The sequence below is a fragment of the Anaerolineales bacterium genome, from assembly GCA_016928575.1.
GTDB lineage: Bacteria > Chloroflexota > Anaerolineae > Anaerolineales > RBG-16-64-43 > JAFGKK01.
This window is the reverse complement of record JAFGKK010000103.1, coordinates 1-26,377: the sequence shown is the minus strand read 5'-3', so window position 1 is coordinate 26,377 and position 26,377 is coordinate 1. Positions and strand designations below refer to the sequence as shown.

Below are 26,377 nucleotides of genomic sequence, written 5' to 3'. Positions count from 1 at the left end.
CGGCGCAACTTCGGATGGGATTCTGCATGCGGATGGCGGCCACTCCCTATTGGATTCGGTCGGCGGGATGGGCGTCGGACTCCCTTGCGCGCCGGAACGCCTCGACCAAGTCATGCCCGTCGCCGCCGTGAAAGCTGATCAGGTAAAACAAATCCGAGCCTCGAAGCAGGACCTTCGTTCCAAAAACGCTCCGCGCCGTCGAGATGTGGACGGCCGGGCGCGGAATGTTCCCGGACCGCCAGGCAAACACTTCGCGGTATTCCCGAAGTGCAAGTTCGATGTTGGGGCCGACGACATGGTGTAAAAACTCGCTTGTTTCGACGTATGTCATGGTCCGCACTTCTTCCAGTTCGTCGAACCCGACGAAAAACTTTCTGGGCCCGCGCGGTCCGAGTTCGAGAGCGTAGTTCAGATCGACCTCGACCCCCTCGGCGGCCAGGCGGTATTTGGCCAGGCCGAGGCTGTACCGGCGGGCGGCTTTGCTCCCCCAATGGCGCCAAAAAATCCAAACGGCCGTGCGAAGGAACGCATAGGCAGACAGGATCGCCCCCATGATGACGACGGGCCGGATCATCATTTCCGGATCCCGAAGCATGAGCATGATGAACACGGCGGTTTCGACGAGCAGGAGCAACGCGGCAGCCACAATCAGCGTTGCGGAAAGCAGGATTTCCAAAGGCAGCAGCCATTTTGCGATCCGGGTCCAGATATTCGCCGTCGGATATCCCCCTTCGATGTCGTGCAACGTCCGAAGTTTCCGGATCCAGAAAAAACCGCATTCGGTCCAGAGGATCGGCAAGACAATCGCCCAAGCGGCCAACGCAAACTCCGTTTTCCAACTTGCCCCGGATTCAGCCCCGAGGGCCTCGAACAGCATATCGGAAAGGGGCAGGCCGAGCATAATCCCCAGGCAACAACTCGAACCGAGAAGCAGAAGGGCGGCTCCCCCGAGAAATAAATTAAGTCTTATGGCTTTCATGGTTCTCCTGACTTCTCAGCCGTTGAACGGATTTGATCCACGCGGCCTCCCTCGCCATCCACGCGCAGGCGGTCGCCCGAGGCGATCCGTTCGAGCGGCAGACGGTCGAGGCAGGGGATCTCGGCCAGAATGCACCCGACCGCGGTGATCGCTTCGCAATCGGAGTTGAGCACGGCGGCCGGGGCGGTGCCCTGCTTCTTCATCCGGTACAGCGTGTAAGAGCCGACCGTTGACCCTTTCCCGGTGGGGAATACCAGCACCTTGCCGGTCACGCACTTCCCCTCCAGGTCGTGCCCTTTTTCGACGACGATCCCGCTGTCGGGATCCACGCCGCCGAAGAAGGAAATCCCCATCCGGCTGACCAGCGCTTCGCCCTCGGCCGATCCCGGATGAATCGTGCGGCCCCGGAGCGGATATCCTGCGAAGGGCTGTTGGCCGCTCACGGCTTCACCGCCGCGGCGACGACCGCGTCGAAATCCAGAAACCGCGTTTGGAATCCGTTCTTCGACGCGGCGTAATAGCAGGCCTTGGCGCTGTCGGTGGCCATGGCGCGGAACCGCCCGCGGATCGGAGCCACCACGCAACAGGTATCCACCGCGAACTTCGCCCCGCTGCGCAGGATGGTCTGCGAATACCCCAACCGGTCCGCCTCGAGTTTGACCGGCCGCGAGGTGGTGATCCAGAATTCGCGCGTCACCCGCTTTTCGCGGAGGAGTTCGGCGATGCGCGCGACCTCCTCCAGGGTGAGATGCGGGCACCCGAGCGAAAGGAAATCGACATCCCGGATTTCGTCGTTGAGCGAACGCCGGGCGGCCTGCAGGTCCTCCGCCGTCACGACGAAGGATTCCCGGGGCGGGGCGTGCCGGCCCGCTTCCGGGGTGACGTCCGGGATGTGGAACATCGCCAGTCCGCCGTAGGTGGCGATGCTGGCGCAGAGGGATTTCAGCTCTTCGAGGGACGGCCGGCCGACTCCGGTGATCCAGGGGATCGCTTTGTGTCCGAGCGTTTCCAGCCGAATGCCGATCGCTTTGCCGAGGGCGCCGAAATCCGCGCTCCCCTCCAGGCGGGCCGAGACGGCGAAGGCGATCCGCGGGCGGCGGTTTTCATCCAGATGCATCCCGTACTCGGGAGTCCGGCCGGTCAGCGCGGCCGCCAGCGCGCTCGGACCGCCTTCGCGGTTGGTCCGCGCGCCGAGGACGGCGTTGGCGTAGCAGACGGCGCTGCTCTCCGCCCAGGCGATCGTCTCGCCCGCATCCGGCCGGTTTCCCGCCAGATACGGCGTGCAAGTGCAGGTCGGGGTGACGCCCATGCGGACGAAGGAGTCGATGACCCGCAGCTGTTTGGCGGCGAAATCCTCCGGGATGCCGAGCGCGCGCCAATCTTCCAGGTCCATGCCGGCCGGATTGAGCGTGGTCGGGACGCGCACGTTCCCCCCGCCGTCGGCCATCTCCGTCAGCCACTCAAGCCCGGCCTCGCCCAGGTTGTCGTAGCTCACGCCGGCGACCTGCACCGAACGCACCGGGAGCATGCGCCGCGCGCCGTAGATTTTCCCCAATGCGGAAAGGATCCGCATCGCCGTTTGCGCGGCGCGGCCGCGCCCGCCGTCGAGCATGGCTTGTTCTTCGGGTGTGAGATTCATGGCCGGCGAGCTCAGGAAATTCCGAACTTCTTCAAATCCACATCCGGAAACGGATGCTTTTCGAATTTCTTACCCTTGGCTTCCAGAGATTTGGTGAGGTCGAACCCGACCCGGCAGGTGTTGTGCGTTCCGGGTTCGCTCGAAGGATCGAGCGAGGAGCCGGGCGCGCGGGGCATCACCACCAAATCCTCATCGCCCTGAAAGCGGGTAGCCAGCGCCCACTCCACCGCCAGCGGATCGTAAATGTCGATGTCGGGATCGACGACGAACACATGCTTGCACGAGCGGTGCCCGGCGAACGCCGCCGCGATCGCCTTCTTCCCGTCGTCCGCGTTGCGCTTTTCGATCTGGACGATCGCGTGCAGCCACGAGCAGCCGCCCGGGTTGACGTGCACGTCGAGGCACTTCACCGCGCGGTTCACCTCGCGGAAGATGGTCGGTTCGCGCGGCATGCCCATCAGCAGCTTGTGTTCGAGCGCGCCGGGGAGAAGGGCTTGCCAGATTGCGTCGCGCCGGTGGGTGACGGCTTTCACTTCGAACACCGGCTCCTCGCGGACCACATCCTGAGTCTCGGTCAGGTCCACAAACGGGCCTTCGGCGTGGCGCCGGCCGGAATGCACCGTGCCCTCGAGGACGAACTCCGCCTCGGCCGGGACGAGCGCGTCGACGGTCTTTGCCGGTGCGACGGCGAAGGGTTCGAGCGCATTCGCGATCGTCAGTTCGTCGAATCCGAGCGCCACCGAGGTGGCCGCCGCGGCCAGGATATTCGGCGGCAGGCCGACGCATACCGCCACGTCGAGCGATCGGCGTTCTTTAAGGAACAGGTCGAAGTGGCGGCCCGCAACCACCCGCACGGCCATTTCGGTTTTGGAAATTTGCATCGCCCGATGGAAATCCGCGTTCTGTCCGTGCTCTGGGTGGCGGGCGAGGAAAACCCCCGCGCTGATGTAGTTGCCGCCGTCGCCCTCGCAATGAAAGAGGATCGGCAGGCGGCCGAGATCGGGCGTGAGGTCCACCACCTCCTGGCAAGGTGGGGTTCCGCCTTTCCATTGCAAAGGCGCGGAAGGATGATCGATGGCTCCCGACAGCCTGCCAAGGATATCCTCCGGCAGAGTGTGGAAATACTCCGCAAAGGGCCGCTTCCCGCACACCAGGTTTCCGGCCACGCGGAAATCCGACCCTTTGACATGTTCAAACAGCACGGGGCGCGGTTCCAGCTTTTTAAGGATTCCGGCCATCTCGAGGTCTTTGGAGACCGGTCCGCGAATGACGGCCAGGTCTCCGTTCCGGCGTAGGATTTCGAGGCGTTCCCGCAGGGTCATGGCTTAGTCGGCGGAGGAATCCTCCCGCCCGATTCCTTTCCACAACGGATAGTGTTTGTTTTCGATTCCGAGGCGCGCCAGCGCCCGGCCGACCGAGGAATCCACAAGGTCGGCGACGGATTGCGGCCGGCCGTAGAAGATCGGGATCGGCGGGCAGATGACCGCACCCGCCTCGGCGGCCTGGGCCATCAGCCGCAGGTGACCGAGGTGCAGCGGGGATTCGCGCACCATCAGAACCAGCGGGCAGCCCTCCTTGAGGCACACGTCCGCCGCACGCGCGATCAGGTCCGCGGAGAAGGAGTTGGCGACCGCCGAAAGCGTTTTGATCGAACAGGGGGCGATGATCATCCCGTCGATTGCGAAGGAGCCGGACGCGATCGGGGCCTGGATGTCGGTCGGGTGGTAGGCCTTCGAAGCCAAGCCGCGCACGGTTTCCGCGGTGAGGCCGGTCTCATCCGCCAGCATCCCGCGGGCGGCGTCGCTGAGAACCAAGTGCGTCTCGACCGAGAGGGAGCGGAGGATTTCCAAAGTCCGGATGCCGTAAACGGCGCCCGAAGCGCCGGTGACGGCGATGATGATGCGGCGGGTCATGGACCGATTGTAACGTCTCGGCCGCGAGTTGTCACGCCGGAGTTGCAGGCGTTCCCCCGCATAAGAAAAGATGTAAGGATCCGCGCAGGGCATGAAACCAAGCCGGAGGACAAAAAGAAAAATCGCATTTGCCCAAGCCAATTCAAGTAGTGGAAAAATCGACGATTAGCGCGTCCCGCTATTCTCCCCTCATCCCATCCTCCCGTCACTGTCCCGCGCTTCGCGCGGGACAGTGACGGGATACATTCTCCCAGCCCATCCTTCAAGCGAGATGGCTGTGGACGAATGCGTATCATCACCCGCTGATTTGGGGCTGGGAAGCCGGTCCCGGCGCAATTCCGGGAAAGGAGCCCGAACCTGTCCCGGAGCGCCTGTTCCGAGCACAGCGAGGGAAAGCGACGGGAGGGCGGATAAGGGAGAGGCTGAGGAAACGCGAAGGATCATTTTTCCCACCGACCGCCGAGCGGTGGAAGAACGGAAGGGATGGCCGGACGGATCTCCTTGAAGGGGGAAATCCCCCTGGTCGGATCAGGCGGAATCGGAGAAAATTATTGGCACAGGGAGGCGGAATGCCGATGATTGCCTATTGCGGCTTGGATTGTTCGAAATGTCCGACGCTCCTCGCCACAAAGACCAACGACCGGACCCTGCAGGAAAAAACCGCCCGCGAGTGGTCGCTCCAGTTCGCGCAGTTCACGGGACGGAACGATCTGCGAGCGGAGGAGATGGTCTGCGACGGCTGCACCGCCGATGACAAGGCGCGGGTATTCCTCGGCTGTCGGGTGTGTCCGATGCGCCGCTGCGCACGGGATCATAAATTCGAGACCTGCGCGGAATGCGCCGAGTTTGAAAATTGCGGGCAGTTGAACGGTTTCTTCACGCAAGCGCAAGACGCAAAGGAACGACTGACGGCGCTGCGGAAGAATAACCGCAGGTGAGGGACGGGCTTGGTGCTTCAGGCCTTCTTGGCTTAGGAATATCGAAAGCCCGAACGATTCCCATTTTGCCTATGCGGGGCGGGCTGAGGGGAGGTCCAGGCAGAAGGCGCGAGCGATGCAGACATCGTTTGAACCCTTAACCGAATCCGATATTCCAAAGTTGACCGGGGTGATGACCCGCGCCTTCGACGACGATTCGCGCAAGCACCTCGGCGTTGAAAAGGGCGGCCCGGACGGATACGACAACGGGGATTTCTTCCGCAAATGGCTTTTCGGGCATAAGGAAACCGACGGGTATAAAGTGATCGCCGACGGGAAAGCCGTCGGCGGAATCATCGTCTGGATATTTCCGCACGGCGACAACATCCTCGGAATTATTTTCATCGATCCGGAGTATCAGGACCGCGGCATCGGAAGCGCGGCGTGGAAGTTCATCGAACGGCGGTATCCGCAAACGAAAAGCTGGCGCCTGGCGACGCCGGCATTTGCGATGAAAAACCACTTTTTCTACGAGGCCATGTGCGGTTTCACGCGGTTTCCCGGGGGACCGGCCGAAGAGTATCAGTATCGAAAAATATGGCGCCGCGAAAAGCATAACCACGGAGTTCACGGAAAAAAAGACCATCGGTTATGGATACCGAAGCCGCAAGCTCCGGGGGTGAAGATCGTCCGTCCCGGCGGTTACTCTTCTTTGCGCTGGATGTTGAGGAGTCTTCCGAGGACTTTCGCGCCGGCCACGCCGTGGCCGTGTGGATGGTTGTTGAAGTAGACGTAGGTCTCTTCAGCGTCCTTTTCCACTTTGCGGATTTTGGGAATCCATTCCTCCAGTTCCTTCTCCGAATAGCGGTAATCATACCGTTCGGCCGGGTCCTTATGTTCGTACCAGTGCGCCGCGTTGCGTCCGTGGAAGCGGATGTAGCCCACCGGTGAAGTGGATACCGCCGCCGGCGGCATCAGACCGCGCAATTGCGGCTCGTCGACGCAGCAGTACCCCATCCCAAGGCCGCGCAGCATCTCGAATGTTTCCGGTTTGGCCCAGGCGGTGTGGCGGAACTCCGCCACCAGCGGGAGGTCGGGCAATTCCGAGCACATCCGCTTGAGATACTCCTTGTTTTCGGGGACGGGGTGAAAGGAATTTGGAAACTGGGCCAGCACGCAGCCGAGCTTGCCCGCCTCGGCGAGGGGCCGGATGGAGCCGGTGAAAGCGGCGAAATCCGGATTCTCCCGTTCGTGGGTCAATCCGCGGAAGGCTTTGACCGTGAAGAGGAAATCGTCGGGCGTCTTGCGCAGCCAGGCCTCGATGTTGACCCTGGACGGCAGGCGGTAGAAGGTGACGTTCAACTCGACCGTCGAGAATTGGGCGGCGTAGAAGGCGAGCCAATCCTTGGCGGGCATTTTTTCCGGATAGACCGGCCCGACCCAATCCTTATAGGAAAAACCGGACGTGCCGATGCGGATCATGCCTTCCTCGAGGGAGGACCCTAAGGGTTCTCCGAACCCTTAGGGTCCGGTTAACCGCCAGTGTATGACGGATTCGCCGCCCCGCGAAGGGTGATTCCCCCACCGCCGAGTTCTCGCAGGCGGCAACGACCGTGATGATGCGGGGTCCTATTCCGGAATCAGCACCGCGGCGCCGTCGAGTTTCGATTCCTTGAGCAGCTGCAGAACGCGATTTGCCTCCGTGAGACCGAAGGAGCGGACCGTGACCCGGATCGGGATTGCTGCCGCGAGTTCCAAAAATTCCCTCGCGTCCCGGCGGGTGGCGTTGGCGACGCTGCGCACGGTCCGTTCGCCGTACAGCGAAGCGTAGCGCAGCGCGGGGAGGTCGGTCATGTAGACCGCATTGATCGCCAACGTTCCGCCCGGGCGGATTTGTTCCAAGGCGGCGGGGACGAGCGCACCGGACGGGGCGAAGATCACCGCGCGGTCCAGAAACGCGGGAGGCCGGTCGGCGGCTCCGCCGGCCCACGCGGCGCCAAGATCCCGCGCGTGGGTGCGGTGCGTCTCGCTGCGGGTGAAGACGAACACGCGGCAGCCCCAGTGCTTAGCCGTCTGCAGCGCCAGATGCGCGCTGGCGCCGAAGCCGAACAGCCCGACGGTCTCCCCGGGCTGAACCTCCGCTTTACGCAGGGATCGGTACCCGATGATCCCGGCGCATAGCAGCGGTGCGGCGTGTTCGTTGTCGAACAGATCCGGGATCCGCACGGCGAATTCCGCCTCCGCCAACATAACCTCGGCGTAACCGCCGTTTCGGTGGAAGCCGGTGAACTCCGCGTCCGGGCAAAGGTTTTCCTCCCCGCGCAGGCAGAATCCGCACTTGCCGCAGGCGCGGGAAAGCCAGAACACGCCGGCGCGTTCGCCGAGCGACCAGCCGCGGACGTCTTGCCCAAGGGCGCAGACCCGGCCGACGGCCTGATGTCCGGGGATAATCGGCAGCTGCGGCGCGCCCAGCTCGCCTTCGACGATGTGCAGGTCGGTCCGGCAAACGCCGCAGACGGAGACGCGGATCGCGATCTGCCCGGGGCTGGGGTGCGGTTCGGGGAGGTCGGACCATTCGAGCGGGGATTCCTCGACGGGTGAGGGGCGGCGTAGCAGTTGGGCGCGCATCGGATCAAACGATCGTTACGGGTGCGGCGGTACGGTGTTCAAGAAAAGGGTGCGATTCATCCATCCGCCGATTCCTCGGGAGAAGGAACGCCGAGAATGTTGAAGCCGGAGTCGACGTACAACACTTCGCCGGTGATAGCCCCGGCCGAATCGGAGCACAGAAATGCGGCGGCGTTGCCGACGTCCTCGATCGTCACATGGCGGCGCAGCGGTGCGATCCCGCGGAAATGAGAGCGCATTTCCTTGAAGCCGCTGATCCCCGCCGCGGCCAAAGTCCGGATCGGCCCGGCGCTGATCGCGTTCACCCGAATCCGGCGCGGACCCAGGTCGCTGGCCAGGTAGCGGACGGAGGATTCCAGGGCGGCCTTGGCGACGCCCATTACGTTGTAGTGGGCGGCCACCTTCTCGGATCCGTAATAGGTGAGCGTGAGCAGCGCACCGCCGGGATTCAGGATGGGAATCGCGGCGCGGGCGAGTGCGGTGAAGGAATAGACGCTGATGTCCATTGCCAGGTGGAAACCCTCGCGGGTGGTGTTGTAATACGGCCCCGTGAGTTCCTCCTTACGCGCAAATCCGATGGAGTGGATGAGGATGTCGATCGCGCCGAAGGTCTCCCCGGCCTTTTTCATCGCCGCCGCGATCTGCATGTCGCTGGCGACGTCGCATGGCTCGACGAATGGCGAGCGCAGGGAGGCTGCCAGCGGGCGCACGCGTTTTTCCAGCGCGGGAGAGGCGTAGGTGAACCCCAGCCGCGCCCCCTCGCGGGCGAACGCCTGGGCGATCCCCCAGGCGATGCTGTGGTCGTTGGCCACCCCAAAGATGAGTGCGGTTTTCCCGGACAGCAAACCCATTGTCCTCTCCCTTCCGGGAAAGAAATCCCGCAGGGAAACCCTGCGGGATCGGCTCAGGCTAAAAGCGATTGTTTCGTCTGCAGGATCGTGGTGCTGCTTTTCAAGACGACCTCGCCTGCAACCCTAAGTTTGGGAAGCACATCGGCCAGGTAGGCGCGGTAGAGGTCCGCCTTGTGCGGCCGCAGCCCGGCATCGCGCAAGAGCAGCCAAGAGCAGACCGTCCAGGCGGCCATGTCGACCAGGTCGCCGGCGTAGAAATCGATGACCGCCCGGTCCTGCCCCTTCAGGTGATCGACCGCCTTCTGGAACAAGGCGGTGGATTCTTCCAGCGCGGTCCGTTCCTCGGCCAATTCGGAGTCGGCGGCGAAATCCATCCACTCGTGGAGCAGCGGATCCAGCGCGTGGCCCAGGAGCTTCCCGGTCGCCGCCACCACCTGAAGCTGGCTGGTTCCTTCGTAGATGTTGGTCACGCGCTGGTCGCGCATCAGGCGTTCGACCTTGAACTCGCGCATGTACCCCACGCCGCCGTGGATCTGGACCGCCTGGAAGCACACCCGGTTGCCCATTTCGGTGGCGTAATATTTGACGATCGGGGTGAGGGTTTCGGCCAGGGCGGAGGCGCGCTTCAGCCGCTCGCGCGCCGCGCCGGCGTCCTTCACCGTCCCCTCGGCGGAGGCGCGCTCGTAGGCCTTGAGCAGATCCACCCAGCGGCCGGTCTCGGCCAGCAAGGCCCGCGCGGCCTCGATCTCGCCCCGCATCGAAATCAGCATCCGCGCCACCGGCTGCAGTTCGCGGATCGGCTTTCCGAATTGGCACCGTTCTCCGGCGTATTTCCGCCCTTCGCGGTAGGCGGCCTCGGCAATACCCAGCGCCTGGGCGGCGACCGCCAGCCGCGCGCCGTTCATCAGCGCCATGGCGTGGCGCAGCAGGCCGAAGCGCCGCTTGCCGATCAGTTCTGCGGGCGTGTTGTTGTATTGCAGCTCGCAGGTGGGGGAGGCGTGCAAGCCCATTTTGTTTTCGATCCGCCTGATCTTGACCGTGTCGTCGCGCTCGACCAGGAACAGCGAGAGGCCGCGCCCGTCGCGCGACCCCTCCTCGCTGCGCGCCAGGACCAGCGCCACGTCCGCGTTGCCGTTGGTGATGAAGCGCTTAACCCCGGTCAACCGCCAGACCTTGGCCGCCTCGTCCCACACGGCGCGGGTCTGCACCGAACCCAGGTCCGAGCCGGCGTCGGCCTCGGTGAGAATCATCGCCCCCGAAACCTCCCCGCGCGAGAATTTGGGCAGCACCCGCTGTTTGGCTTCCTCGCTGCCGAATTCCTCGATCGAGGCGGCGATCTCCTGCAGGCCGAAGATCGTCATCAGGCCGCTTTCGGCGCGCGAGACGATTTCGACCATCATTTGGTAGATCGATTCCGGCAGGTTCATCCCGCCGTACTTGCGCGAGAGCATGCAGCCGAACAGTTCGGCCTGGCGCAGAGCTTGAATAGCATCCTGGGTGGCTTTGGCGTATTCGACCTTTCCGTCGGAAAAGTGCACCCCCTCCTCGTCGGCTTCGGCCGCGCGCGGAGCCACCCGCGTGGCGCAGATCTCACCCAGGACCTCGAGGACCGTCCGGTAGTTGTCCATCGCATCGGCGTAATTCCGCGGCGCGCCGGGGTATTCGGCGGCCTCGCTGTAGCCTTTTTCTTTGAGGTCGAGCACTTCGCGCAGGTCCAACTGTTCGAGCCGGAACTGCAGGTCGGGGTTATCCAGGAAGAAATTATCAGTCATCGGACGGCTCCCAGTCACTTTGCCTTTTCCCGTAGGGATTGAATGATCAGCGGCAGCACTTCGGCCAGATCGCCGACGATCTTATAATGCGCGACCTGGAAGATCGGCGCGCCGGGATCGGTGTTGATGGCGATGATCTTCGAGGATTGGTCCATCCCGGCGCGGTGCTGGATGGCGCCGGAAATCCCCGCGGCGATGTAGAGCCGCGGGCGGACGGTGGTTCCCGTCTGGCCGACCTGGTGCTCGGCGGAGATCAGGCCGGCGTCGACCGCCGCGCGCGAAGCCCCCACCTCGCCGCCCAGCAGGTTGGCCAGGTCCCGCAACAGTTGGAAATCCGCGGCTTCGTCGGCGCCGGCTCCGCCCGCCACCACCACGGGCGCTTCTTTTAATTTAACCGTGGACGGCCGCATGGAGCGGCTGAGGATCTTCAACGCCAGATCGCCCTGCTCGAGGTCCGGCTGGATCTCCTCAATCGCGCCTCGGCGCGAGGGCTGGGGGACGGGTTTGTGCATCACGCCCTCGCGCACGGTGGCCATCTGCGGCCGCGTATGCGGATTGACGATGGTCGCGATCAGATTGCCGCCGAACGCAGGGCGGATCTGAAACAGCAGGTTGGCATAGGTCTTGTTTTCTTTCTTATTGGTGTAGTCGCCGATCTGCAAATCGGTGCAATCGGCGGTCAGTCCGCAACGCAGGGCGCTGGCGATCCGCGGCGCCAAGTCGCGCCCGTTGGGTGTCGCCCCGATCAGGAATATCTCCGGCTTTCGGCTGCGCGCCAGTCGCGACGCAACCCGCGCGTAGGGCAGGGTTCGGTACAGCTCCATTTCGGGATGATCGACCAGGAACACGCGGTCTGCGCCGCACTGGATCACCGCCGGAGCCAATTCCTTGATCTTGTGGCCGAACAACAAGCCGGCGACCTCGTGGCCCAGGGCGTCCGCCAGCTCGCGCGCCTTGCCCAGCAGTTCCAAACTGACGTCGGCCAGGTGGCCTTCGTTTTGTTCGATGAAAACCCAGACGCTTTGTTTTTCCGCCATGATCTCCTCACCCCACGATGTATTCTTTAACCAACTCATCGATCATCGCCGTGACGCCCTCCCGGGTGGGGGCGATCTCCTTGCTTTCGGCCGAGTCGAGAACCACCGCGTTCACCTTGTGAACCTGGGTGGGAGATCCGGCCAGGCCGATCTTCCCCTGCTCGGCGCCGATATCCTCGGCGGTCCAGACGGGGATGATCAGCTTGCGGGCCGCGAGGAACGCTTTCAAGCTTTCTTCGTCGGGAAATTCGGGCCAGGCTTTCAACAAGGCCGAGAACTCGAGCGGGGTGGCGGCGAGTTTTCGCTCGATCCGCTTCCGCGCCGACGGCGGCCGCGGCGTATTGGCCGAAGCCGTCACGGTGATCAGGCAAGGCAGGGAGCAGCGGACAATCTCGGTTCCCGAGCCGAGGGCGCGCTGTACGGTCACTTCGCGGCCCTTCAGCTCGAGGATCGATTCGGCGTAGGTGATTTGCGGGATGCCGAGCTTTTCGGCGGTCTGTGGTCCGACCTGGGCGGTGTCGCCGTCGATCGCCTGCCGACCGCAGAAGATAAAATCGTACGGGCCGCTTTTTTCCACCGCGCACTTCAGCGCATAGGAGGTGGCCAGCGTATCGGCCCCGGCAAATTTGCGGTCGGTCAGCAGGATCACGCGGTCCGCCCCGCGGTACAGGCAATCGCGCAGAACATCGGCCGCTTTGGGCGGCCCCATGGTGATCGCCGTCACGGTGCCGCCGTGCCGTTCGCGCAGCTGCAGCGCCATTTCCAATGCGTTAAGGTCCTCCGGATTGAAGACCGCCGGAAGGGCACCGCGGTTCATGGTGCCGTCCGGGGTCATCATCTCGGCGGAGACGTGGCGGGTATCGGGGACCTGTTTCACCAGGACGATCGATCGATAGGTTTCGACTTCCGTCATTCACTCCTCCTGCCATGCGCCCGGCCGGCGCCGGACGGGGATTCGGCCAATTGTCGACTCAAGATCTCCACGGCCGCGGGCGATGCCCGGAATCTCCATGGGATGCTTTTCCACGGTTCCGGCACCGTATATAACCCCACTCGGGGGCCTTTGGTCACGGAGTCGTTGGAAATCGAAAAGGCCCGTTCCAGGTAAAGCCGCGAGGATCGCTTGCACAGGTCGTGACCGTTCCAGCGTTTATCGATCCCCAGGGCCATGCAAAGCATCGCCGGACCGCCCGCGAGCGGCTCGCGCCCGGCGCGGCGGCGGCGCATCGCCTCCCGGCCTTCGTCGGGAATCATAGCACGAACGAGGACGGCCGCGGGAATTCCCTCGTCCTCGGTGACCACGTTGAGCAGCCAGTGCATGCCGTAGGTGAAATAAACGTAGGCGCGGCCCGGCAGGCCGAACATCGCTTCGTTGCGCGGCGTGCGGCCGCCGCGGCTGGCATGGCACCCGAGATCCTGGCGGCCGATGTAGGCTTCGGTTTCCACGATGATCCCCGAGAGCCTTCGGCCGCGATCGAGCCTGACCAAGCGGGTTCCCAAGAGGGCGCGGGCGGTTTGCAGGGTCGGTTGTCGGAAAAACGCTCGCGGCAGTCGCGCGGATCGGTTGCGGGAAATTCTCATGGAAAAATCCGACCGGCCGTACCGGGATGGAATCCGGGAGCATTATAAAGGAAGCCGCCGCCCGACGGAATCTCCGGGAATTCCGGCGGAACCGGGAAACACCTTTTTTTAGTTGGGGAAGAGGGAACGGAGATCCGGCTTAAGCGACCGGTACGAGTTGGAACCGCGGATCGCGCTCGTAGGTGAGGCGCAAGCCCTCGGCCAGGGAATACTTGGGGCGGAATCCCAACAGGTCACGCGCCAGGGTGAGGTCGGCGCACATCCGCGACAGACCGCCTTCTTCATACGGCGTCTTCAGCACTTCGCCCTGCCGGACCAGATGGATGATTTGATCCGCCAGGGAAAGGACCGAGGTCTCAACCCCGCTGCCGACGTTGACGATTTTGCGGTCGACACCCGGAGCGGTCGCAGCGGCGGCCATGCAATCCACCGCATCGTCGAGGTAGATGTAATCGCGCGTTTGGTGACCGCCGTTGTGGACCACCAGCGAGCCTCCGCCGGAGGCCTGGCGCAGAAAGCGGGCGACAACCGGCGCGTGCGCGGCTGGAAGCGGCTGGCCCGGCCCGTAGGCGTTGAACACCCGCAGGATGACGGTCTCGATCTCCCACAGTGCGCCGATCGTGCGGACGTAGTATTCCGCCGCGAGTTTCGAGACCGCGTACGGAGACCCCGGGTTGGGGGTGGCGGTTTCCTTCACCGGCTGGGTCTGTTGTTCGCCGTACACGGCGCCGGAGGAGATGAAGACCACCCGCCGCACCCCCACATCGCGCATGGCTTCCATCAGACTCACGGTCCCGGCGACGTTCGAGGCGTTGTATTCGCGCGGGTAGAGAATCGATTCCTGGACCGATACACGCGCCGCCAGGTGGTAGACGCATTCCACGTCTTGCAGGAGGGTCCACAGCTTGGGACGGTCCTGCACGTCGCCGCGGGTGAAGAGAACCGAAGGGTTAAGGCGCGAAGGATCCCCGGTCGAAAGGTCATCCAATCCGCGGACTTGATGGCCGGCCTTGACCAGGGTGTTGGCGAGTGAGGATCCGAGAAATCCGGCGGCGCCCGTAACGAGGATGTTCAAAATCGACTCCAGAACAAAAGTGCGGGTGAAAATGATGCTCCCCGCACTTATCAGACCAGGATTATAGCACGGCGGGTATCTTCTTCCCTGACGGTTACCATACGAAAGGATGACGGCGAAGAAGGCGGGATTCGCCTGTTTTAATGGGAATTCGCAATTATCAGGATATCTCAACGGCTGCTGCATTCGTGGCGCCGCGTTTTTTTTGGCTTTTTAACGGACGTGAATTCGCACGACGAAAGCAAGGGTTCCATGTCCGGATTATGCAAGACGGCAACCCTTGGGAACCCATAGAAACCCTTAGGGTTCCCAAAGGTTAGGGGAAATCGCCTTATGATTGCTTCACCGTAAAAAACCTAGAAATAATCGTTGGCGATTAATTGCCGGTAGCGGCTGTGGTCAATACGCCTCGAACGGCGGCGGGGGGTGCGGCTCTCGCGCGGTATCGGGGAGAGATCGATGGATCCATCCAATTGCCCATTGTCTGACGATGATAAGGAATGATAGGAAGAGAAAGGCCACTCCCGGAAATCTTTGACGAACCCATGATGCTGCGGATTCTGATGGATGTATTTGATTAATTGCTCGTAATACCGATCGGTTGTTACCGGAACCCGGCCAAACGGGTGCTGAAAAAGGCTTCCCGTACGATGATAGTTGAAATTGATGGTCTTCGCGTAAGCGTTCAGGAGGTTCCCGATGCATTGTCCGGGGGCGGGATATGACGGGGCATCTTGGATCCCCTCGTGCGTCAATGCTTGGCGGATCTCCGCGTCGGTCCTAATTCGCAAGAAAAGATGGAAATGGTTGCGAAGAAGGCAGTAGGCGTAGGTTTCCGCAATCGGAGCAACATGAAAGCAAAAGAGTTCCATAAACCGGAAATAATTCCACTCGTCGAGAAAAATGTTCTCCCGATTTATGCCGCGGGTAAAGATGTGATACGGCAAGCCGGATTCCAAACTTGTTGGACTGGTCATCACTCCCCCTTTAAAGCAAGTCATTCTGCTTATATGATGCTATAAAACCGCCGAATCCGCAAGCCGGGAGGAACCCTCGGGAACCCTTCGGAACCCTTCGCAACCCTAAGGGTTGGAATTAATCGAAAGGAACCCTTCGGAACCCTTAGGGTCGGGATTTATCCCGCGGCCAGCCGCGCGGGAATTCGTTGTCGAATTTCTGCTTTTCCCCTATACTGAGGCCCAAGGAAGGAAAGATGACTCCCCCGGCGGAAGCCCGCATCGGCAAGAAATTGGAGGCATTGGGATTGACGGTCGCGGTTGCCGAGTCGGTCACCGGCGGCCTGATCGGCTCGCGGTTGACCGACATCCCGGGATCTTCGATCTACTTCCTCGGAGGCGTGGTGGCCTATTCCAACGACGCCAAAGTCAAGCTGCTCGGCGTGCATCGCGAAACCCTCGCCCAGTTCGGCGCCGTCAGCGAACGCACCGCCAGGGAAATGGCCGAAGGGGTCCGCCGCTACTTCGGCACCGATATCGGCGCAGCTGTCAGCGGAATCGCCGGACCGGGCGGCGCAACCAGGGACAAACCGGTGGGATTGATGTGGCTGGCCTTGGCCGCCGAAGGCCAAACCCGGGCGCAGTCCATCCGCCTGACGGGCGACCGCCTTCGGAACAAAGCCGGAGCCGCCGACCACGTGCTGCAGCTGCTGGAAGAATACCTCGATTCCCTCCGGCCGGAATAATCCCGAGGAATCCAAAAACGATTATCATATGCCCGCCATCCCCATCCGGAAGGCCGCCCGCCGTCCGCGGGAAGCCCGCGGGGAAAGGATCCGTGGAAAAAAAGGAGCATCGCGCATGCCGATACGCACGGTCATCATGGGCGCCGCCGGTCGCGATTTTCATAATTTCAACGTATTCTTCCGCGATAATCCGGAGTACGACGTGGTGGCCTTCACCGCCACCCAGATACCCGACATCGAAAATCGCATTTATCCGGCAGCCTTGGCGGGAAAACGTTATCCCGATGGGGTGCCGATCCATCCGGAAAGCGACCTGCTCCGGCTGATCGCCGATGGAAAAATCGATCAGGTGGTTTTCGCCTACAGCGACGTGACTCACGAATACGTGATGCACAAAGCGTCGATGGTGATGGCCGCCGGCGCGGACTTCCGCCTGATGGGCGGAAAATCCACACAAATAAAATCGTGCAAGCCGGTTGTTTCGGTATGCGCGGTGCGGACCGGGGCCGGCAAGAGCCAGACTACCCGGCGGGTGGCTGCGGTCCTGCGCGGGATGGGATACACCCTGGCGGCCATCCGGCACCCGATGCCCTACGGCGACCTGGCCCAGCAGGCGGTGCAACGCTTCGCCGGCTATGCCGACCTCGACAAGCACGAATGCACGATCGAAGAACGCGAGGAATATGAGCCGCACCTTGATGCCGGCGTGATCGTCTATGCCGGCGTGGATTATGAGAGGATCCTGCGCCAGGCCGAGCGGGAAGCGGATATCGTCTTGTGGGACGGCGGCAACAACGATTTCCCGTTCTACGTTTCAGATCTCCAGATCGTCGTCGCCGACCCGCACCGCCCCGGGCACGAATCCCTTTATCATCCCGGCGAAGTCAACGCCCGCGCCGCCGATGTGGTCGTCATTAACAAGGTCGATACGGCCGACCCGCAGGCGGTCGCCCGGGTGGTCGAAAACATCCGCGGCTTGAATCCTTCCGCGACGATCATCGAAGCGGAGTCGCCCCTTTTCGTCGACGACCCCGAATCGATCCGCGGCAAACGGGTGTTGGTGATCGAGGACGGCCCGACCCTGACCCACGGCGAGATGGCGTTCGGGGCGGGCTACGTCGCCGCCCGGCGCTTCGGCGCCGCGGAAATCGTCGATCCGCGCCGGTTCGCAGTCGGATCCATCGCGGCGACGTTCGCAAAATATCCAAAGACCGGACCGGTCCTGCCGGCGATGGGCTACGGCGCCGCGCAAGTGCGCGACCTCGAAGCCACGATCGACAAAGCCGATGCAGAACTGGTGATCATCGGAACGCCGGTCGACCTGACCCGCGTGATGAAGATCCGCAAGCCTTACCAGCGCGTGCGCTATGAATTGCGGGAGAGGGGGGCGCCGACCCTGGAAGATGTTCTGGTGACGAAGTTCGGCAAGCGCCAGGAATAACCGACCGCAAAACCGTGCGTTACTCGAGATGAAATCCACCGCTATCTTCATCTCCGCGATAGCCCTCCGTATCCTCCGTTTTTTTTCGACGGCGCCTGCAACATCCGGAATACCCCGGAACCCGTTGCCGGAAGGATGATGCTCCCCAAACGGACCGTCGCGCGGAGCGCGGTCCAAACCCCATCCACCCAGAGATAGCACAATTCCGGCAAGCATGCGCCCACAAGGATCCCCGCCGACCGCAGGTCCATCGCGTCGATGATCTTTTCCAATCCGACGTTCGTCTGGCTGGGTGCGATCTTCCCACGAAGCATGCCGGGCGGCCTTTTCCGCTGCCGATGCAGACGGAAACCAGGATCCTCTCACCCGGGAGGGGGAAAAGGCCCATTGCGCAAGGGGGGCGGCCGGCGGCATCGGAAGGTGAGATCGGATATCAGAAGTGCGGTTGTGGAGGCGGTCGAGGAGAAGATGGACGAAAAAACCACCGGCCTGGGGTGTAGGTTGCGGGGGTAGCGGGGAAAAAGGACCCTAACAGGGTGTTGAAAACGCCTAGCGACGTCATTGCGAGCCCTGCCCCGGCTTCGCCGTGGCGAGGCCGGGGGAGCGAAGCGACCCCGGCCAACCCCGCGCCGGGGCGGGCGAAGCAATCTCCCTCTTTTTCCAGTGAAGGAGATTGCTTCGCTCCCTGCTGTCGCTCGCAATGACACCCTTTACGGGCTTTTTCAGCACCCTGCTAAGGATTCCGAAGGGTGTTGCGCGGAATGGATGCGGCGATCACCGGTTACGCAGGGCGGGAAGACTGTCAGGAGACTCCGGTGGAAAAATGATATTCCAGCAATACCATTTGAGAGGAGATCGCTACCGGACAGATTTTTCCTTCGTAGGATACTTCGGCCGAATGGAAAGCTTGTTGGACCAACCCGACCTCCGGTTGAAACCATAGCAGGGACCCAAGCTCAAGCACAGCCGGAATTGTTTGTATTCCGTAGAGGGTCAGGAGTTTCAACTTCAATTGAAACGTGGCCGTTGCGGATATCTCCAGAATCTGGTGAAAGGTCCCGGCGGGCGTGGTGATGGATTCGAAAATTTGACTTTCAGCGTCCGACGTTTCCCAGAGGATCTGCGCCGGGGCATCCTCGAAAATCAGATCCACAACGCCGAGGGATGGGTCGTTCAGGGGGATTATCCCGGAGACGGTTAATCCGGTGCTCCAGGAGTGGCGCCAGGCGTTTTCTTCGAAATCACGCCGGGACGGAGCCAGGAGGCCGGAGGTGCTTCTCGCCTCGATCGAAGCGCCGGAGGCAAAGAACAGGAGGCCGATTTCCGCGCTGGAAAAACCGGAAAGTGCCCCCTCCGCGCAACTCACGAGAACGACGGAATGGCTTCCGGCCGATTCGTCAAACAGATCCACCGTCGCGGAATTTCCCGAGACTTCGCTTACGGATATGGCGGCGTTTTTTTCCGTCCCCTGTTGTACCAAGCTGTACCTCCAGCGGTGTCCATCCGCCAACGGGAAGAGGATGTTTATACAGGAGTCCGGCGCAGCATGCAGCGCATCGGATGGGATGGCGACGGTCTGTTCTGGGAGGGAGGCAGTGGGTACGTGTGTGTCCGTCGGGGTGGGCGAGGCGGTGACGGTAGCGGTGGAGGTGGGGGTTGGCGTGCGGACTGATGGAGAAGAGGGGGAAGCCGTCCATGCCGAAGTCGCCGCGGCGGTGGAAAGAAGCGGCGCCGGCGACGGCGAGAACCCCGCCAGACCGGCGCCCCCATTACAGGCAGTGAGCGCAAGGGCGCAGAAAAAAAGCGACGGCGCGCGGCATACGTTTTTTCCAGTGGCGTTCGAACGGTCCATTTTTTTATACCTGCTCAAGCCGTCTATTTCCGTGCAAAAATCTCAAAAAGAGTTGCCGTTTTTTTTTCATCCCGGCGTGCTTTAAGCCGGGATCCAGTGATTTTTGATAATTCAATGGATGCCGGCTAAAACCACCCCCGGCGAAGAATGCGCCGGGGGCGGGCGCCGGCATGACGAACACTGGCTGAGCATTTACGTTTTTTTTACTTTTTGGCCTTCTTTGGAAACCGGCTGAGCACGGTTGCCGGCTCTTTCGCCGCTTCGCCGCTTTCCCGTCCGCCCACCCGCACAATAATGGGGCGGCCTTCTTTGGTGAAGTCGTTCTCCAGGTAGGCTTGGCCGAGCAGAAACCGCTCGCCGTCGATCGCGCAGGAGGTGACTTTGCCGATCGCGACATCCGCCTCGTCCGTCACCACGTCGCCCGGATGGGCCATGCGTACGCCCTTGCGGTTGAATCGGAAGCGCACCACCTCGCTTTTCCGGTTGCGTTCCTGTTCCAGAAACGCTTGCCGTCCGATGAACCACGGTTTGTGCGGTTTGACGTAGGATTCGAAGCCGCCGTCGCCCACGCCCAGGTTCAGCGGACCCGCAAATTCGTGCCCGTAGAGCGGCAGGCCGGCTTCGGTGCGCAGGCTGTCGCGCGCGCCCAAGCCCGCCGGTTTCAATCCTAACGGCGCTCCGGCCTTGATCAGCGAGCTCCAAAGATCCGCCGCGCGGTCGGGATGAACAAACAATTCATACGCCGCCGATTCGCCGGTGTATCCGGTGCGGGCCACGATCAGATCGAATCCTCCGAGGACCGCGTCGCAGAGCTCCGTCCGCGCCAGGCGCGAGATCCACCGTTTGGTCTCCGCGTCGCCGCCGAGCGCCTGCAGGATCTCGAGCGATTTCGGCCCCTGGAGGGCGATGTCCACGCGCCTGTCCGCGTCGCTGGCGGGATCGCGCAAATTCCGCAGGACGGCCCCCTTGCGCCCGGGCGCCTCCGATCCCGGTCGATCGCGGTCGATGCGCACCTTTCCTTCGCGGACGGCGTTCACCCAGGCCCAGTCCTTCTCGTCGTTCGCGGCGTTGACCACGATCAGGTAGGCTCCGTTCCCGCGGCGGTAGATCATCAAATCGTCGATGACCTTGCCGTCCGGGTCGAGGAGATGGGTGTAGAGCGATTGGCCGGGCGCGAGTGCGGCGACCTCGTTGGCGCACACCGCGTCGAGGAAGGCGCAGGCGCTATCCCCGCTCGCCTCCCACACGCCCATGTGCGCGACGTCGAACAAGCCGGCCGCCTTTCGAACCGCCAAATGCTCCTCGACCACGCTGTCGTACCACACCGGCATCTCCCACCCGGCGAAGGGGACCATTTTTGCGCCGAGGGCCAGATGGGCCGCGTGCAGGGGAGTGAACCGCAGGGGCGGATCGGCGGGTTCCTTCCATGCGAATTCAGGAAGCGGGCCGGGCGCGGGCGCCGAGAACGGCGCGAGGCAGTAGGGGCGGGTGGCGTCCGCCGAGGGCCCGGCGGCCTTGGGCATCAGCGCAGACCCGCCGGCGAGGTCGATTCTCACCGGCCCCGGAATCTTGCGGACCAAATCGTCGTCGAAGCGCACGTATCCGTCGGACAGCGCCCGCAGCCATGCCAGGGCGAGGTTGGCGCGGGCGGAGGGCACGGTAAGGAGGAATTCGTCCGCGCCAGCCCGTTCCAGCACGGCCTCGGTTATTCCCCCGTGAAGCGGCAGCTTGGTCGGCTGTCTTTTGCCGGTTTTCAACGCGTACACGTCGTTGACCGTCGCCCAGTAGAGGAAATCCTCGGCCCGTGGTCCTGCCACCGCAATGCCGGTGAACTTTTTCTTCGGCAGGGGGTCGTCGAGGTAGTAGAAATGCGGATACCCGTGCTCGTCGGGTTTGAAGTCGATCCCGGCTTTTTCGGCCAGCGACCGGACCCGGATGCGCGCGTCCTCCATCGCTGTGAAGTCGATCCGCGCCCGCAGCAGCGATCCTTTCCGTCCGCTGTATTGGAACGGATGGCACGCCTGCAGGACCTGGGTGATGACCTCGGCCAGCGCGTCCATGTCCGCTTCGCGCAACCCGCGCTGGGTGGCCCAGGGCGTGCCCATGCGCACGCCGGTCGCCTTGCCGGCCGAGGGATCACCGGGGATGGTGTTGCGGTTGGCGACGATCCCGGCCAGGTCGAGCACGCGGGCGGCGATGTCTCCCGAGAGCGGCGTGCCGTCCGGCGCTCGGATGCTTTTGCAGTCCACGTTCAAGAGGTGGGTGTCGGTGCCGCCGTAGGCGATTTTCAAGCCCCGCGCCTCGAGCGAATCCGAGAGCCGCTTGGCGTTGCGGACGATCTGGTGCTGGAGTTCGCGGAATTTTTCGGTGCGGGCGATCTTGAACATCACCGCCAGCGCGGCGAAGACGTTGACGTGCGGGCCGCCCTGCTCGCCGGGAAAAACGCCGCGGTCGATCTTGCGCGCGAGGGCCGGATCGGTGGTGAGGATGCAGGCGCCGCGCGGGCCGCACAGGGTTTTGTGGGTGGTGAAGGTGACCGCATGCGCGTGTCCGACGGGGGTGGGATAGGCGCCGGCGACGACCATCCCGGCGACGTGGGCGATGTCGGCCACGAGGTACGCCCCGACGGCGTCGGCGATCCGTCGGAAGCGTTTCCAATCCGCCGCCCAGGGATAGGAGGTGTAGCCGGCGATGATCATCTTCGGCTTGTGTTCGCAGGCGAGGGCTTCGATGGCGTCGTAATCGAGCTTCTCGGTCGCCGGGTCGATGGTGTAGGCGACGATTTTGTACCACCGGCCGGAGCGGTTGACGGGCGACCCGTGGGTCAGGTGGCCGCCGTGCAGGAGGTTCAACCCCATCACCGTGTCGCCCGGGTTGACCAGCGCGTCGTAGACCGCGGTGTTGGCCGGGGCGCCGGAAAGCGCCTGAACGTTGACGTAGATGCCGTCGGCCGCGATCTCCTCCGTGGCGAACGCCTCGGCGCACCGGCGGCGGGCCAGGGCTTCGAGGATGTCGGCGTACTCCACACCCTTGTAGTAGCGCGGATCGGAGTAGCGGCGGAAATGGCCCAAGCGCGCGGGAAAATCGAGGATTTCCTCCTCGCTCATCCGGCGGGTCTCCTCGTCCGGATACCCCTCGGCATACAGGTTCTGCAACCGGCTGCCGAGCGCCTCGAGGACTGCTCGCGGGGCTGTGCTCTCCGACGGGATCAGGATCAGCTTCCGGTATTGCCGCTCGGATTCGAGCCGGATCAATTCCTCGACGGCCGGATCGACTTTTGCGAGGGTGCCGCGCACCAGGAAATCGCCCATGGGTTGCTCCTGTTCGTTTGTGGATGTGCCGCTTGCCGAAAAAGGGGAAGCCGCGCGGTCGGCCGGAGCCGTTCGGTGTGGGGACCGTCTGCTCCGGTTTACAGGCTCCAACCGCCCGCGGTCGGACCGGGTGGTGGGCGGAACAGGGTTCGAACCTGCGGCCTCATCTGTGTAAGAGATGCGCTCTGACCAGCTGAGCTATCCGCCCGTTGGCGCCCATTATACCAGCGCAGTCCGTCATTCCGAGGGGCCTTCAGGCCCCGAGGAATCGGCAGCGCATGGGTTCGAAACGGCGTAATGAAGATTGGCGATCCGACCCCCGTCAGCGATCCCTCGCCTTCGGCCCGGGATGACGTCCGGCGTGCGGTGTACAATCCAATCCATGACGGAGGGACTGCGTTTCCGTTGGCTGGGGACGGCCGGCATCGAGTTTGAATCGGGTGGAGAACGGATCCTGGTCGATCCTTATCTCTCGCGGCTCCCGATGCGGTATTTGGTTTTCGGGAGGCCGTCTCCAAATCGGGAAGCGATCGCCCGGCATCTGCTGCCCTCGCGGGCCGTGCTGGTCTCGCATTCGCATTTCGATCACCTGTTTGATGTTCCCGAAATCTGCCGTGAATTCGGAGCGGCTGCATTCGGCTCGCCCAACAGCGCCGCCATCCTCCGCACGCATGGAATCCCGCCGGACCGTATCCATCCGATCGCGGCGGGCGATTCGTTCAGAGCGGGACCCTTCGACGTCCGGGTATTTGCCGGACGGCACGGACGCATGCTCGGGCTCCTGCCGTACCGGGGCAAGCTTCCGGCGCGTCTCGCTCCGCCGCTGCGCCTTGCTGAGTACCGGATGGACACGATGCTCTCCTTCCGCATCCATGCGCCCGGGGCGGCGGCTCTGGTGTGGAACGGCCCCCCGGCGGCGGATGTGCCGCAAGCGGAGGCGCTGTTTTATTGTCCGCTGTGGGGCGCGCGAATGTGCGCGGAGGTCGCCGCGGCGGCCCGTGCGCGGGTGATTATCCCCGTTCACTGGGACGATTTTTTCTTGCCGTTGGAAAACCCCCTGCGTCCGCTGATTTCTCCGCCGGGATGGAATTCGCCGTGGATCCGGCGCATGGATCCGCGCCGGTTCGCCGGCAGGATGAAGAAAATTCTCCCTGATGTGCCGGTGCTCGTCCCCGCACGCATGCAATCCGCCGAAATTCCAGCCTAAACCGGAACCGGCCGCATTCCGCGCGGTCCCGGACCCGCCGGGTTGCTTAAGGCGCGATGAGCGCCGGCCTACCCGATCGCAACGGACTTCCTACGCTTCTCCTCTGACCGGCCGACTCCTATTGCATCCGCCGCGCGGCGGTCCTATGATGTCGGTTAATCCGGGCGGGCGTATCTGAAAGGAGACACCCGTCAGAGAGGAGGCGATGCGGGGGCACCCTAACGGGGTGAAATACGTGGGGCGGCCGCAGCTGCGGCCGCCCCTTCTTGTTCCACCGGGTTGGCGGTGGAATTTCCAAGGAGAGGATGCAAGCTGGATCGGATAGCGGGTTGGTTCACGATCGACCCCGGAGTATCCGCGCTGATGGCTGTCGCGGGGCTGGCGATTTTGCTTTCGCCGCTGGCGCGCAAGCCCTCCGCGGACGGATGGTGGAGGTGGATTCTGCGGCTCGGCGAAGGCGCGGCCGGGGCGGCCGTGTTTCTCGGGATGCTATGGGGGTTTCGCGGAATCCTGAACAGCAACACCCAAACGTTCTTCTCCACCCACGGCAGCCAGAGCGAGATCAGCCGCGAAAGCGCCTACACCATTTGGGGGCGGCCGCATGTCCAGGGCGAGTTATCCGTCAAACACTACATCACCGTTGAGGAGGAGGAGCTGATCCCGCAGAAGGATCCCGAAGCTGCCCCGCAGTATCGCACGGTCGAGAAGATCGTGGAGGTTCCGCAGGCCAGCATCCGTTCCTTCCGCGGCGAGGCCGGCATGACTCTGAGCGAACGCGAGAAGGGCTACGCCTACTACAGCGGGTACCTGCTGCACGCGGAGTACCATTACCGCATCCGCAACGAATCCGACCTGCGCACCGACGCCCACTTCGAGTTCGCGCTCTCCCGGGGCCAGCCGCTGTTCCAGGATTTCGCCGTTTCCGTCGACGGAACGGACATCGGCCGGAGTCTGCAGTTTTCCGGAAACGTCCTGTTTTGGCGGCGGAACATGGCGCCCGGGGAGGAAATCGCCGTCGACATCTCCTACGACTCGCGCGGGATGGATTATTTTTACTACAGTGTGCTCGACAACCGTTTCGTCGATGATTTTGAATTCACCCTGACGATCGATCGGTTGCCTACGACCCTGCTAAACTATCCGGACGGGGTGTTGACCCCCACGGAAGTGCGGCCGACCGAGGACGGGAACGGATCGGTCCTGACTTGGCGGCTCAACCATGCAATCACCAATGCCGGCATGGGGGTTTCCCTCATCCGTCCCGAGCAGCCGGGGGAGAAGGTCCTGCGGCTGCTGGTCAACAGCCCGATCGCGATCACGATCCTCGGATCGTTGCTGGCGCTGATGATCGTGCTCCTCGGCGCCGTCCCGAACTTGATGGATCTGGTGCTGGTCTCGGCGGTCTACTGCGTGGAATACCTGATGATGGCCGGGATCAGCGATTCCTTCCTGGGTTTTTGGGGGGCGCTGGGGGTCGGCGCGGCGCTGACGTTTTTCCTGGCGTTCCTGCTCTTCCGCAGGTCCTCCTCGCGGCTGCGGAAAACGCTGGTGCTGGTTCTGGTGGCGTTTTTCGCCTTAGCCTATCCGCTCTCGGGGCTGATCGATCAGATCGCCGTCCTGAACTCCTTCAACGCCCTCCTGCTGGCGGGGATCATTCTCTACCTGTTCGCGCTGACGCTGTATTCCCGCCAGCGCGCGGCGCGGGATTGAACGGCGGGAGGATCCCCGAACGAAACAGCCTCCGGAGTAATCCGGAGGCTGTGCCAAGTCCTGTGCGGGAGGATCCTGCCGGCGGCCTTACGGAATCGCGTCGGTCACCACATGCGCCAGATTGATCGGCCGGATGCCGCTGATTTTTCCGGATCCTTCCGGATCGACATAGGCCATGCTGGGAACGCCGATCAACTCGCCTTTGACATTGATCGCTATCCCGCCGGAATTTCCGTGGTTCACTTCGGCATCCGTTTTAATCCATCCCCGCGATTCGTCGATGGACTCGTCGGGCAGAAAGCCGGCGACGGTGCCGCGGGTGAAGGTCGGAGTCTCTTGGCCGAGCCCCGGATATCCGAGGACCGCGACCGGATCGCCGATCTTCATCAGGTCGGAATCGCCGAGGGGCAGGGTGGGGAACTGCAGGTCCGCGGGAAGAGGATCTCCGTTGGCCATGGCGACGATGTGCAGCAGCGCGAGATCGTAATCCGGATCCCCCTTCACGATTTCGCAGAGATAAAATGTTTCCGGAGCCTCCGTCGGATTTTCCCAGTTTAATCCGATTGTTATCTTCTCGTCATCTTCGTACAATTCACCGCTATCCACGTCTCCGATGACATGGAAATTGGTCAATATGTACCCCCGGGAATCCAGAATGCTTCCCGAGCCGGACATCCATCCGTTGGACACCTTGTTTTTAACAAACACCAATGCCCGCAGGGCGGTTTCCTCACCCAAGGCCTGTTGCGTTGCGGCCAACCC

Annotated in this window: 25 protein-coding genes and 1 tRNA gene; 7 read left to right on the top strand and 19 right to left on the bottom strand. The window is 62.9% G+C overall.

What is annotated here, in order from left to right:
- Nucleotides 1-46: 46 nt before the first annotated feature.
- From JW929_12890 to JW929_12870, 5 genes are read right to left on the bottom strand one after another with little or no spacing between them, the layout of a single operon-like run.
- A complete protein-coding gene (locus JW929_12890) occupies nt 47-979 on the bottom strand; it encodes a hypothetical protein (protein ID MBN1440296.1) in 933 nt (310 codons plus the stop codon).
- Entirely contained in the window at nt 976-1,422 is a 447-nt protein-coding gene (locus JW929_12885; GenBank protein ID MBN1440295.1) for a DUF126 domain-containing protein, read from the bottom strand. The genes JW929_12890 and JW929_12885 overlap by 4 nt, the downstream gene beginning before the upstream one ends.
- A complete protein-coding gene (locus JW929_12880; protein MBN1440294.1) occupies nt 1,419-2,618 on the bottom strand; it encodes an aconitase X catalytic domain-containing protein in 1,200 nt (399 codons plus the stop codon). The genes JW929_12885 and JW929_12880 overlap by 4 nt, the downstream gene beginning before the upstream one ends.
- An 11-nt stretch (nt 2,619-2,629) precedes the next feature.
- A complete protein-coding gene (locus JW929_12875) occupies nt 2,630-3,940 on the bottom strand; it encodes a UbiD family decarboxylase (protein MBN1440293.1) in 1,311 nt (436 codons plus the stop codon).
- 3 nt (nt 3,941-3,943) lie between these two features.
- A complete protein-coding gene (locus JW929_12870; protein ID MBN1440292.1) occupies nt 3,944-4,531 on the bottom strand; it encodes a UbiX family flavin prenyltransferase in 588 nt (195 codons plus the stop codon).
- A gap of 569 nt (nt 4,532-5,100) precedes the next feature.
- On the opposite strand from JW929_12870, the gene JW929_12865 reads away from it, so the two are divergent.
- Both JW929_12865 and JW929_12860 read left to right on the top strand, forming a co-directional pair.
- Nucleotides 5,101-5,469: a DUF3795 domain-containing protein gene (locus JW929_12865; protein MBN1440291.1), complete on the top strand. Its 369-nt coding sequence runs from the start codon at nt 5,101-5,103 to the stop codon at nt 5,467-5,469.
- A gap of 115 nt (nt 5,470-5,584) precedes the next feature.
- Nucleotides 5,585-6,238, top strand: coding sequence for a GNAT family N-acetyltransferase (locus JW929_12860; protein ID MBN1440290.1), 654 nt, complete (start codon nt 5,585-5,587; stop codon nt 6,236-6,238).
- Here JW929_12860 and JW929_12855 read toward each other — a convergent pair.
- From JW929_12855 to JW929_12815, 9 genes are all read right to left on the bottom strand, one after another.
- Complete coding sequence (locus JW929_12855) at nt 6,151-6,930, bottom strand: DUF72 domain-containing protein (protein MBN1440289.1); 780 nt, start codon at nt 6,928-6,930, stop codon at nt 6,151-6,153. The genes JW929_12860 and JW929_12855 overlap by 88 nt on opposite strands.
- A 147-nt stretch (nt 6,931-7,077) precedes the next feature.
- On the bottom strand, nt 7,078-8,076 hold the full coding sequence (locus tag JW929_12850; protein MBN1440288.1) for a zinc-dependent alcohol dehydrogenase family protein: 999 nt from the start codon (nt 8,074-8,076) through the stop codon (nt 7,078-7,080).
- A gap of 56 nt (nt 8,077-8,132) precedes the next feature.
- Nucleotides 8,133-8,927: an enoyl-ACP reductase gene (locus tag JW929_12845; protein MBN1440287.1), complete on the bottom strand. Its 795-nt coding sequence runs from the start codon at nt 8,925-8,927 to the stop codon at nt 8,133-8,135.
- 53 nt (nt 8,928-8,980) lie between these two features.
- The gene (locus JW929_12840; protein MBN1440286.1) at nt 8,981-10,699 is read right to left on the bottom strand and encodes an acyl-CoA dehydrogenase family protein; all 1,719 of its coding nucleotides are present in this window, start codon (nt 10,697-10,699) and stop codon (nt 8,981-8,983) included.
- A gap of 14 nt (nt 10,700-10,713) precedes the next feature.
- A complete protein-coding gene (locus JW929_12835; protein MBN1440285.1) occupies nt 10,714-11,736 on the bottom strand; it encodes an electron transfer flavoprotein subunit alpha/FixB family protein in 1,023 nt (340 codons plus the stop codon).
- 7 nt (nt 11,737-11,743) lie between these two features.
- Complete coding sequence (locus JW929_12830; protein MBN1440284.1) at nt 11,744-12,649, bottom strand: electron transfer flavoprotein subunit beta/FixA family protein; 906 nt, start codon at nt 12,647-12,649, stop codon at nt 11,744-11,746.
- A complete protein-coding gene (locus JW929_12825; protein MBN1440283.1) occupies nt 12,646-13,317 on the bottom strand; it encodes a DNA-3-methyladenine glycosylase in 672 nt (223 codons plus the stop codon). The genes JW929_12830 and JW929_12825 overlap by 4 nt, the downstream gene beginning before the upstream one ends.
- Before the next feature lie 139 nt (nt 13,318-13,456).
- A complete protein-coding gene (locus tag JW929_12820; GenBank protein ID MBN1440282.1) occupies nt 13,457-14,392 on the bottom strand; it encodes an NAD-dependent epimerase/dehydratase family protein in 936 nt (311 codons plus the stop codon).
- A 356-nt stretch (nt 14,393-14,748) separates the two neighbouring features.
- Complete coding sequence (locus JW929_12815) at nt 14,749-15,369, bottom strand: hypothetical protein (GenBank protein MBN1440281.1); 621 nt, start codon at nt 15,367-15,369, stop codon at nt 14,749-14,751.
- A 236-nt stretch (nt 15,370-15,605) separates the two neighbouring features.
- Between JW929_12815 and JW929_12810 the strand changes: the two genes are divergently transcribed.
- Nucleotides 15,606-16,094 (top strand): CinA family protein, encoded by a 489-nt coding sequence (locus JW929_12810; GenBank protein MBN1440280.1) that lies wholly within the window; start codon nt 15,606-15,608, stop codon nt 16,092-16,094.
- 115 nt (nt 16,095-16,209) lie between these two features.
- Nucleotides 16,210-17,535 (top strand): GTPase, encoded by a 1,326-nt coding sequence (locus JW929_12805; protein ID MBN1440279.1) that lies wholly within the window; start codon nt 16,210-16,212, stop codon nt 17,533-17,535.
- A gap of 47 nt (nt 17,536-17,582) precedes the next feature.
- Here the strand turns inward: JW929_12805 and JW929_12800 are convergent, their stop codons facing one another.
- Both JW929_12800 and JW929_12795 read right to left on the bottom strand, forming a co-directional pair.
- A complete protein-coding gene (locus JW929_12800; protein ID MBN1440278.1) occupies nt 17,583-17,849 on the bottom strand; it encodes a hypothetical protein in 267 nt (88 codons plus the stop codon).
- Between the two features lie 488 nt (nt 17,850-18,337).
- Nucleotides 18,338-18,946, bottom strand: a complete 609-nt coding sequence (locus JW929_12795) for a hypothetical protein (GenBank protein MBN1440277.1) — start codon at nt 18,944-18,946, stop codon at nt 18,338-18,340.
- 196 nt (nt 18,947-19,142) lie between these two features.
- On the opposite strand from JW929_12795, the gene JW929_12790 reads away from it, so the two are divergent.
- Nucleotides 19,143-19,472, top strand: a complete 330-nt coding sequence (locus tag JW929_12790) for a hypothetical protein (protein ID MBN1440276.1) — start codon at nt 19,143-19,145, stop codon at nt 19,470-19,472.
- Nucleotides 19,473-19,590: 118 nt separating this feature from the next.
- Here JW929_12790 and gcvT read toward each other — a convergent pair whose 3' ends face one another.
- Together gcvT and JW929_12780 are read right to left on the bottom strand one after the other, a co-directional pair.
- The gene (gene gcvT, locus JW929_12785) at nt 19,591-22,698 is read right to left on the bottom strand and encodes a glycine cleavage system aminomethyltransferase GcvT (protein ID MBN1440275.1); all 3,108 of its coding nucleotides are present in this window, start codon (nt 22,696-22,698) and stop codon (nt 19,591-19,593) included.
- Nucleotides 22,699-22,829: 131 nt separating this feature from the next.
- Nucleotides 22,830-22,906: transfer RNA gene (locus JW929_12780), tRNA-Val, on the bottom strand.
- 174 nt (nt 22,907-23,080) lie between these two features.
- On the opposite strand from JW929_12780, the gene JW929_12775 reads away from it, so the two are divergent.
- Together JW929_12775 and JW929_12770 are read left to right on the top strand one after the other, a co-directional pair.
- The gene (locus JW929_12775) at nt 23,081-23,905 is read left to right on the top strand and encodes an MBL fold metallo-hydrolase (protein ID MBN1440274.1); all 825 of its coding nucleotides are present in this window, start codon (nt 23,081-23,083) and stop codon (nt 23,903-23,905) included.
- Nucleotides 23,906-24,268: 363 nt separating this feature from the next.
- Nucleotides 24,269-25,615: a hypothetical protein gene (locus JW929_12770; protein ID MBN1440273.1), complete on the top strand. Its 1,347-nt coding sequence runs from the start codon at nt 24,269-24,271 to the stop codon at nt 25,613-25,615.
- Between the two features lie 87 nt (nt 25,616-25,702).
- On the opposite strand, the gene JW929_12765 is transcribed toward JW929_12770, so the two are convergent.
- Nucleotides 25,703-26,377, bottom strand: a 675-nt coding sequence (locus JW929_12765; protein MBN1440272.1) for a trypsin-like peptidase domain-containing protein, incomplete at its 5' end; no start/stop codon positions are given.

What these genes read in the sequence shown, in the direction of transcription:
- JW929_12890 (MBN1440296.1), bottom strand. Translation starts at nt 979, where the DNA reads ATGAAAGCCATAAGACTTAATTTATTTCTCGGGGGAGCCGCCCTTCTG.
- JW929_12880 (MBN1440294.1), bottom strand. Translation starts at nt 2,618, where the DNA reads ATGAATCTCACACCCGAAGAACAAGCCATGCTCGACGGCGGGCGCGGC.
- JW929_12875 (MBN1440293.1), bottom strand. Translation starts at nt 3,940, where the DNA reads ATGACCCTGCGGGAACGCCTCGAAATCCTACGCCGGAACGGAGACCTG.
- JW929_12870 (MBN1440292.1), bottom strand. Translation starts at nt 4,531, where the DNA reads ATGACCCGCCGCATCATCATCGCCGTCACCGGCGCTTCGGGCGCCGTT.
- JW929_12865 (MBN1440291.1), top strand. Translation starts at nt 5,101, where the DNA reads ATGCCGATGATTGCCTATTGCGGCTTGGATTGTTCGAAATGTCCGACG.
- JW929_12860 (MBN1440290.1), top strand. Translation starts at nt 5,585, where the DNA reads ATGCAGACATCGTTTGAACCCTTAACCGAATCCGATATTCCAAAGTTG.
- JW929_12855 (MBN1440289.1), bottom strand. Translation starts at nt 6,930, where the DNA reads ATGATCCGCATCGGCACGTCCGGTTTTTCCTATAAGGATTGGGTCGGG.
- JW929_12850 (MBN1440288.1), bottom strand. Translation starts at nt 8,076, where the DNA reads ATGCGCGCCCAACTGCTACGCCGCCCCTCACCCGTCGAGGAATCCCCG.
- JW929_12845 (MBN1440287.1), bottom strand. Translation starts at nt 8,927, where the DNA reads ATGGGTTTGCTGTCCGGGAAAACCGCACTCATCTTTGGGGTGGCCAAC.
- JW929_12840 (MBN1440286.1), bottom strand. Translation starts at nt 10,699, where the DNA reads ATGACTGATAATTTCTTCCTGGATAACCCCGACCTGCAGTTCCGGCTC.
- JW929_12835 (MBN1440285.1), bottom strand. Translation starts at nt 11,736, where the DNA reads ATGGCGGAAAAACAAAGCGTCTGGGTTTTCATCGAACAAAACGAAGGC.
- JW929_12830 (MBN1440284.1), bottom strand. Translation starts at nt 12,649, where the DNA reads ATGACGGAAGTCGAAACCTATCGATCGATCGTCCTGGTGAAACAGGTC.
- JW929_12825 (MBN1440283.1), bottom strand. Translation starts at nt 13,317, where the DNA reads ATGAGAATTTCCCGCAACCGATCCGCGCGACTGCCGCGAGCGTTTTTC.
- JW929_12815 (MBN1440281.1), bottom strand. Translation starts at nt 15,369, where the DNA reads ATGACCAGTCCAACAAGTTTGGAATCCGGCTTGCCGTATCACATCTTT.
- JW929_12810 (MBN1440280.1), top strand. Translation starts at nt 15,606, where the DNA reads ATGACTCCCCCGGCGGAAGCCCGCATCGGCAAGAAATTGGAGGCATTG.
- JW929_12805 (MBN1440279.1), top strand. Translation starts at nt 16,210, where the DNA reads ATGCCGATACGCACGGTCATCATGGGCGCCGCCGGTCGCGATTTTCAT.
- JW929_12800 (MBN1440278.1), bottom strand. Translation starts at nt 17,849, where the DNA reads ATGCTTCGTGGGAAGATCGCACCCAGCCAGACGAACGTCGGATTGGAA.
- gcvT (MBN1440275.1), bottom strand. Translation starts at nt 22,698, where the DNA reads ATGGGCGATTTCCTGGTGCGCGGCACCCTCGCAAAAGTCGATCCGGCC.
- JW929_12775 (MBN1440274.1), top strand. Translation starts at nt 23,081, where the DNA reads ATGACGGAGGGACTGCGTTTCCGTTGGCTGGGGACGGCCGGCATCGAG.
- JW929_12770 (MBN1440273.1), top strand. Translation starts at nt 24,269, where the DNA reads ATGGCTGTCGCGGGGCTGGCGATTTTGCTTTCGCCGCTGGCGCGCAAG.